Annotated in this window: 9 protein-coding genes; 3 read left to right on the top strand and 6 right to left on the bottom strand. The window is 61.3% G+C overall.

Annotation, left to right across the window (positions count from 1 at the left end; all coding sequences use genetic code 11):
• On the bottom strand, positions 1-534 hold a 534-nt coding region (locus IWX62_RS15840; protein WP_333483483.1), incomplete at its 3' end, for a helix-turn-helix domain-containing protein.
• A gap of 543 nt (positions 535-1,077) precedes the next feature.
• Here IWX62_RS15840 and IWX62_RS15835 point away from each other — a divergent pair.
• Complete coding sequence (locus IWX62_RS15835; protein WP_196842375.1) at positions 1,078-1,509, top strand: universal stress protein; 432 nt, start codon at positions 1,078-1,080, stop codon at positions 1,507-1,509.
• Positions 1,510-1,674: 165 nt separating this feature from the next.
• Positions 1,675-2,700 (top strand): isopenicillin N synthase family dioxygenase, encoded by a 1,026-nt coding sequence (locus tag IWX62_RS15830; protein WP_196842374.1) that lies wholly within the window; start codon positions 1,675-1,677, stop codon positions 2,698-2,700.
• Between the two features lie 54 nt (positions 2,701-2,754).
• On the opposite strand, the gene IWX62_RS15825 is transcribed toward IWX62_RS15830, so the two are convergent.
• The 4 genes from IWX62_RS15825 to IWX62_RS15810 are packed head-to-tail and all read right to left on the bottom strand — an operon-like array spanning position 2,755 to position 5,910.
• Positions 2,755-3,375 (bottom strand): hypothetical protein, encoded by a 621-nt coding sequence (locus IWX62_RS15825; RefSeq protein WP_196842373.1) that lies wholly within the window; start codon positions 3,373-3,375, stop codon positions 2,755-2,757.
• 60 nt (positions 3,376-3,435) lie between these two features.
• Positions 3,436-4,080, bottom strand: a complete 645-nt coding sequence (locus IWX62_RS15820) for an MFS transporter (RefSeq protein ID WP_333483482.1) — start codon at positions 4,078-4,080, stop codon at positions 3,436-3,438.
• Positions 4,077-5,204 (bottom strand): zinc-binding dehydrogenase, encoded by a 1,128-nt coding sequence (locus IWX62_RS15815; RefSeq protein WP_333483481.1) that lies wholly within the window; start codon positions 5,202-5,204, stop codon positions 4,077-4,079. The genes IWX62_RS15820 and IWX62_RS15815 overlap by 4 nt, the downstream gene beginning before the upstream one ends.
• A 40-nt stretch (positions 5,205-5,244) precedes the next feature.
• On the bottom strand, positions 5,245-5,910 hold the full coding sequence (locus IWX62_RS15810) for a GAP family protein (protein WP_196842371.1): 666 nt from the start codon (positions 5,908-5,910) through the stop codon (positions 5,245-5,247).
• A 323-nt stretch (positions 5,911-6,233) separates the two neighbouring features.
• On the opposite strand from IWX62_RS15810, the gene IWX62_RS15805 reads away from it, so the two are divergent.
• Positions 6,234-7,316, top strand: a complete 1,083-nt coding sequence (locus IWX62_RS15805) for an AI-2E family transporter (RefSeq protein ID WP_333483480.1) — start codon at positions 6,234-6,236, stop codon at positions 7,314-7,316.
• A gap of 140 nt (positions 7,317-7,456) precedes the next feature.
• Here IWX62_RS15805 and IWX62_RS15800 read toward each other — a convergent pair.
• A partial coding sequence (locus tag IWX62_RS15800) for a DDE-type integrase/transposase/recombinase (protein ID WP_196842370.1) occupies positions 7,457-7,870 on the bottom strand: 414 nt, incomplete at its 5' end.

The raw sequence follows: 7,870 nt of genomic DNA, 5'->3' as shown, positions 1-7,870 counted from the left end.
TGGCCGGTCATCGATGCTGACCATCCCGATGATCCTCCCGCCGGTACGCTCACCCAGAGGCCTGCGGCGTTTACGCATGGTGCGCTTGGATTGCAGGATGATCCCTTCGCGTGCGAGCTCGCCTTTGGGCATCGCGTAGATCCACCGGTAGATCGCTTCGTGGGACACGGTCCGGCCTTGGGCATCGGGGGATTTGACCATGGGTTCAACGCTGGAGTCCGTGGCCTCCAAAAGCAAACGGCCAGCGATCTGACGCGGGGTCCTAGACCGGAAGAGGTCAGCTTTCACCCGGGCCAGAACGACCGGGTCCGCGTCGATCTTGCGTATCTGCGGACGCTTCCGACGATCCTCGGCCTTACAGTCCGCGGCCACGGGTTTGTAGCCGCGGGTCTTCGTGGAGTTCCGGAGCCGCTCCCGCCACACCACCGTGTGATCCCGGCCGATCTCCACCCCGATCTGCCGGTCCGACTGGCCCGCCCGAATCCCCACCGCAATGTCCGCCCGATCAGCAAACGTCAACAACCTCCGCGCCACCAGCAACTCCCTCTACCCAACAATGTTTGTTGCTACGAGGCTATGACACCAAGCATTAATCCCCGAGAAATCACTCCCTGCCGGGGCGGTAATCGTGCCGGAAATACTGCCGCCTGCATCTGCTGCGACCGACGGTAGCCCCGTTCCCAAAGCCACCACTGTGCCGACTAGGCCGACGACGGCGGTGCGCCACCTGGATGCGGACCCCTTCTGTGTTTGCCTTCGTAATGCCTTCTTCATGCTCAACTGGGTCCCCTCCATAGATGCGAAAACATAAGCTCGTCGTCGAGCTCTGCGCCAAGACAGTTGCCGGAAGATGCGAAATCCACTCCGGTGGCCTTGAGATGATTCTCGACGCTGTGACATCTTCCGTTACTCAAAGATGCTGAATCTTCACCGACGATGCGCAATCGTAATGTGGAGGGAAAGGAACAGCTCGCACCGGTTGGATATCCAAATGTTTCCCTCGCCAAGTAGGGTTCTCACTAAGACTAAGTGAGTGCGGATACCGCACGCGCGGTTCAACGATCAAGGAGTGCCAAGATGGCGGGAAATGTGGTTGTTGGGGTCGATGGTAGCGATACCGCGTACATGGCGGCGTCGCGGGCTGCGGCATTGGCTGAGGGCCTGGGGGCGGAACTCGTGGTGCTCAGTGCACACATCACGGGTAACACCGAGGTTGTCCATATCGGAAATGACACGTGGATACTGGACGACGCCGAGCAAGCCCTGAAGTTGGCCGAGCGGGTCGCGGTCAAACTGCGGGATGAGCACCCTGCGGTAAAGGTCCGCTCTGCCGCAGGCAAGGGCAAACCGCAGGACGTCCTGATCGAGGAAGCCGAGCGCACAGGAGCGCAATTGCTCGTCGTCGGCAACGTCGGCATGAAGGGCCTTCGTCGGGTTCTTGGAAGCGTTGCCTGGAGTGTGGTGCACAACGCGCCGTGCGATGTGCTCGTCGTGAAGACCACCTCCTGAATCGGGGTTGTTTCAAGGGTCGACCGATGAGGCAGCCACCCGATGGCTTGATGCCAGCGGCGACATAGTTCGCAACGCGACCCTTCGGCACATCGGTTCGCGTCGTAACGTTGAAGCAGATAAGGACTTCGGTTTCCTAAATTTGCTGAAAAGGACTTTAACGACGTGTCACTCGAATCATTGCCTGTCCTGGACTACTCGCGGCTTAGCGCGGGCGGGGAGGATGCGTCGCAGTTCCGGGACGACCTTCGCAATGCGATGCATGACGTCGGATTCCTCTACCTGGCCGGCCACGGAATCCCACAGGACATCGTTGATGCCATGCTCGCCACGTCCCGCCGCTTCTTCGACTTGCCGGAGGAACAAAAACTGGAGCTGGAGAATGTCCATAGCCCCCAGTTCCGTGGCTACACCCGGATGGGCGCTGAACTGACCGATCGGTCGGTCGACTGGCGTGAACAGATCGATATCGGCGTCGATCGCGCTTCCGTGAAGCCGGGTGCCGGCGTTGCTGACTACTGGCGGCTGGAAGGCCCCAACCTGTGGCCGGCAGAACTGCCCGAGATGCAAGAGGTTGTTGCTGAATGGACACAGCACCTGAGCGCCATCTCCCTCGACCTTCTGCGGGCACTTGCCGTGTCCGTGGGGGCACCCGAGGACAGCTTCGATGAAGCCTTTGGTGACCGGGCTTTCCCGATGCTCAAAATCGTGCGTTATCCGGGGGAATCCGGCAACGAGCCCAAACAGGGCGTGGGGTCCCACCGCGACGGCGGCGTGTTGACGCTGCTGCTCGTGGAACCGGGAAAGGGTGGGCTCCAAGTGGAATACCAGGGGAAGTGGATTGATGTCCCCGATGTTCCCGGCACATTCGTTGTCAACATCGGTGAGATGCTCGAGCTGGCGACGAACGGCTACCTCAAGGCAACACTGCACCGCGTGATCTCACCGTCCGAGGGCACCGACAGGATCTCGCTGCCGTTCTTCTACAACCCGGCGCTCGACGCCACCATGCCAGCACTGCACATGAGCGAACGCTTTCACGCCGAAGCCCATGGATTATCAGTTGACCCAACCAACAGTCCCATCCTCGAAACCTACGGGGACAATGCCCTCCGCTACCGATTGCGTGCCCATCCCAACGTCGCCGCGCTGCACCACGCCGACCTCATGAAGGGCCAGGAGCGGCGCTAGCTCTTTCGCTTCGCACTCTCCAAGGCAACGGCGGCAACAAGCGTGCGACGGCACTCACTGGGTGAGTGCCTCTTCATCGGTTAGTTGATCGACCTCAACGTCGGCGTTTCTGAAGGTCGAGAACAGCAGCACCAGTGCTGCCAGCACCATGATTCCGGCGGCGACCCAGAGGGCAATGGAAGTGGTTGTGACAGTGGCAATCGCTCCACCAATGGGAGCCCCGACCACGATCATTCCGCGGTTGATGGAGCGCCGGGTGGCGCTCATCCGCGACATCAACCGGTCCGGCGTCACCGCCTGCCAATACCCCATTTCCAAGGGGCCTTCGACGCCCATGGCCAGCCAGAAGAGGAACTGGCCTCCCGCTGCGACGGCAAACGCCGCCCAGAGCGGCGCCGGCCACTCGGAAGGCAAGCCATACGACTGATCAGCCAATCCGCCATCGGCCATCGCGGCAGCGACCATGGGGGAGAGGGCAATCAGAGCGAGCGCGATTGGCTGAAGCAGGCGTGCGATGACCATGGTTTTGCCAGTACCCCACCGCTCCCCGATCCGGATCGAATGGAGGGTACCCACAACGGAGCCGATTCCTGCGCCGGTCAGCACCAAACCCAGCCCCAGTGCACCAAGCCGCAGATCATTCAACACCAGCGCCGGAAGGACAGCTCCCATCATGGCGGAGCCGATGAACCATGTGTGGCTTGACCAGGCTAGCGGCCTTAGCCGTGGATGGCCCTAGATCCAGCGCAAACCCTCACCAATTTTGTACTGCAGGGAACCGTCTGTGCGGAAAGATGGCTTGTTAGCCGCTGCTTGCATAAGGGAGAGCAGAACGAGGCCGGAAAGAAAGTGGGTGACCGCCCCCACAAGTAGGGCGAAAGGCGCCGTCACCACTGCGACGAGGCCACCGGCTACCGCACCTCCGGTGGTTTGGGCAACGGTGTCGCTTTGCTGCAGGCGGGCATTGGCCCGCGTAAGCAGCGGTCGCGGAACGAGTTGTGGCAGGAAGGATTGGTGGGCGGCGTCGCTCACCAGCGCCAGCGTCCCAAAAGCGAACATCAGGGTCATCACCAAGGGCACGGTGAGGAAACCCAGGACCCCCAGCAGGCACAAGAGTGCCAGGACCAATCCTCGTCCGAAGTCGCCGGTGATGAGAACCGTGCGACGACGGAACCGGTCCACCCAGATTCCGGCGAGCAAGCCGAAGAGAAGGTAAGGTGCCCAGCGGGCAGCGTTGACCAATCCCTGGTCGAAGGCTGAGCCGTTCAGGGACACCAGGACAAGGACCGATAAAGCCACCGTGGTGATGTAGGTTCCGAAGTCTGACACTGTGGATGCTGTCCAGAAGCGGACGAAGGGCGAGTTGTGGCGAAGTTTCATCGTGTGGACGAGGTCGCGGGTGGAATGAGGACGAAATTACCCACGTGCGCCCTGTCGAGGAATTCCCGTTGGGCAGAGACGATCTGGTCGAGGGGGAACGTCTTCGCCAGAAGCGGGCGAATTTCTCCGCGCTCAATGTAGGAGATCACATTGGGAAAGGCCGCCTCATCCCAGGCCGTGCACCCAACCAGGGTGAGGTCCTTCAGGTAAAAGGTGCGCATATCCAGTTCGACGACGGGGCCGCCAATCGCGCCCGACGATACATAGGTCCCGCCCCTCTTCAGGAGGCCGAGCATCGCAGAGAAGCCGGTGCCGGCAACATTATCGACGACGACGTCGGCGCTTTCCGCGCCCAACACCTCCAGTGGATGATCCCGCCCAATGACCTGATCCGCGCCCAGGGCCAGGACTCGCTCCTGTTTGGCGTCGCTGGCGATGCCAATTACGTGGGCGCCGCGTCGTTTGGCGAGTTGCACCACGGCCGATCCGACGCCTCCGGAGGCACCGGTCACCACTACTCGCGCACCCGAGTTGATACCGGCGCGGAGGACCATGTTTTCCGCCGTCCCGTAGGCGCAGGGGACGGTGGCAAGTTCGGCGGCGCTCCAATCACTATCCACAGCGAATACCTCATGAGCAGGGACAGCGACAAACTGTGCGAATGCCCCATTCAGGTCCGACCCCAACCAGGTGGTTTCCGTCGAGGAGAAGCCCCGCGTGCGCATACAGGCACGGACCAACACCCGTGACCCGAGCACACAATCGTCAACCCCGTGGCCGACGGCGACGATCCGCCCGCAGCAGTCCGCACCTTGAATCAGAGGGAAGGGAGTGGGGGTTTTCCAGCCCCCATCGGCCCGCGTCGACGCTGGCCCGGAGAGGTCGCCGGCCGCATCGTTGGTGCCCGTCGTCACTGATGAGGAGTACCAGCCGAGCCTGGTGTTGATTTCGGTGTTGTTCATCCCGGCGGCCAGGACCTGGATGAGCACCTCGCCTTCGGCTGGAACCGGAACCGGGACCTGGGCGACAACAAGCTGGTCATAGCCACCAACACCGGACGTGACAACCGCCATCATGGTTGGTTCTGCAGCGCCTGGGTCGGAGAGGGAGGAGATCGTCGGCATCAACCCATTCTGCTTCATCTCCAGGGCGGTCGACCAGCAATTAGCCGTTGAGGTTGGTGAGTCCGTTGCCGGTGATGACGGCGCCCACCATGATGACCACGATGGCTGTGACCATGCGCTGATTGGTCTGAATCCAGTCGCGGGTTTGTCGCAGGCGTGGTTCCATCATTGCTGGTTTTGCCAAGGTGAGGAGAACAGGGACCGCTACTGTTACGCAGCCGATGACGGTGTAGACCGCCAGGGCGATGAGGCTTTCCGTCAGGGTCGGCCGTGCAGCATTGACCGCCAGACCCGCAGCCGCCGCGAGGAGGAGTGCTTTGACCCGAAGGTTCAGGAGAACACCGACGCCGAATGCCGAATATGCGCCGATCCCGGACATGCGGTCGATCCACGAAGCTGTATTCTTCGGCTGACTGCGACGAAAAATGAGTATTGCACCGAGGGTCAGCAGCACAAGGCCGATGACCGTTTCAGCAACACCAAAAGTCGGGGTTGAACGGCCTGTGACGGACTCTGGCGTGGCGGAGAGCCCTAGGCTGAATAAGGCTGCGACCCCAAAAAGGCCCAGGACCCACCCCAGCAAATAGGCCATTGACGGATTGCGCTTCTCCCGTGACAAGAGGAGCGCAACCGCGGTCAGAATGGGGATGGTGCTGATTGCGACGGCGACCGCTATCGGGATCAGCGTCCCAACGGCGCTGAGCATTGCGTCAATCTAACCCCGACGGCGGGCTACCCCACACGTCGATGGTGAATTGGGCCCGGCGCAGCCTTTCCGAGGTGCCCCAGTTCAGATATGGAAGCCGGACCCACATATTTCTGCCCTTCGTTCGGTTCCTCCGAGGCCAGCAGCAGGACAAGAATTGCATTGTCGCCTCCGGTAGACATCGCCCGCATCGGGTGATGTAGTAGTGGCGCCGCCGCCCGATACTTGCCAGATCAGAGGAAGCCGGAGGGGTGGACATGGTGTGGTGGCGGAGAAGCGTTCAGCGCCATCCTGTAGTCGAACCCACCAAGATCCCAGCCGGGGTGGCACAGGGCGAACCAACCTCCCGATCGTATCGTTCGGCCGCGATCCTCGCGGGACTCGGTGGGGCAACGCTCACGGCATTCGGCCTGAACGCGATTCAGGGCTTCATCGCCCCGGTGTTTCTGGCGCTGATCCTCACAATCTGTGTGCATCCGCTGCGGATTGCTCTGGAGCGTCGCGGCACACCACAGGGGATCGCCACGGGTACCGTCATCGGAGCAGTCTTTCTGCTGCTCGCTGCGTTCGTCACCGCCCTTATTGTGGCGTTCGCCCAGTTCGCAGCCCTGTTGCCGCAGTATGCCTCTCAGATAGCGGCAGTCGGTGAGACAGTCGCCGCTGGGCTTGGCGCATTGGGGCTCGACCCGGAACAAATCCAGGTGGTCGTTTCAGACCTGAACCCGGGCCGAATAGTGGCCATCGTCGGCGGCATCCTTGGCTCGGTAACGAACATAACGGTCGCGCTGGTCATTATCCTCACGACGCTCATCCTGATGGCGATGGATGCGACCTCCATTCCGTTCCTCTTCCGGCTTATCGAGCCGGATCGCCCCGATATGGTCGCCGCGCTCCGGTCTTTCGCCATCGGGATTCGGAAGTACATGTTAGCCACTACCGGTCTGGGGGTCGCCCAAGGGGCATTGAACTGGCTTTCGCTGGTGATCCTCGGTGTGCCGGGTGCTTTCCTTTGGGGGCTGCTGGCGTTTTTGTGCAGTTTTGTCCCGAACATCGGTTACTTCATCGCGATCATCCCTCCGTTGGTGTTCGGCTTCTTCACCGGTGGGTGGGGGACTGTCGTTGCGATTGTCGTCATCTACGGGGTGATCAACCTCGTTGTTCAATCGATTGTGCAACCCAGGATTGTTGGGAACGCGGTAGCTCTCAGCCAGACGATTACGTTCGTCTCGGTTTTGTTCTGGGCTGTAGTCATCGGACCTGTCGGCGCGATTCTCGCGATTCCGCTGACCTTGCTGGTGCGTACACTCTTGATCGATTCTGACCCCTCAGCACAGTGGTGGAGACCTGTTATCGGAGGTTCCAGCCAGAAGGACGCACTCTCTCCGAAGGAGCAAACCGAGGAGTAGCGCGATCCGCGGCGCGATGTGTCCGCGACGCACTGGAGGCCCCCCACGGAGACTTGAAGGTGGTCGCTTTCACACCCTTGCGAGTTAGGGATCGGACGGGACTGCCCACGGTTTGGTTGACTCGTGGGGTTGATAGTTTCTTAGGCGGCTAGCACCATGTTGTTGATTGTCTCAAACTCGATCGGGGTTAGTTTACCGAGGGCTTTCTGCCGGCGTCGGCGGTGGTAGGTGCGTTCGATCCAGGTGATGATCGCGAGCCGCAATTCCTGGCGCGTTTCCCAGCGTTTGCGGTTCAGCACGTTCTTCTGCAGTAGCGAAAAGAATGATTCCATTGCTGCGTTATCGCCGCACGCGCCGACTCTGCCCATCGAACCTGTCAGCCCGTTGGCGTGCAGCGCTGAAACGAACTTCCGCGATCGGAATTGGCTGCCCCTGTCGGAGTGGACCACAGTCCCGGAAGGGGACCGGAGGGCCACGGCGTGGGTAAGCGCGGCCACGGCTAGGGAGGCCTTCATCCGGCCGTCGATGGAGTAGCCCACGATCCGGTTCGAGTG

It is taken from the genome of Arthrobacter sp. CAN_A1, from assembly GCF_015751665.1.
In the GTDB taxonomy this organism is placed as follows: Bacteria; Actinomycetota; Actinomycetes; order Actinomycetales; family Micrococcaceae; genus Arthrobacter_D.
Note: the sequence above shows the minus strand (reverse complement) of the source record. Positions and strands in the feature narration are given on the sequence as shown.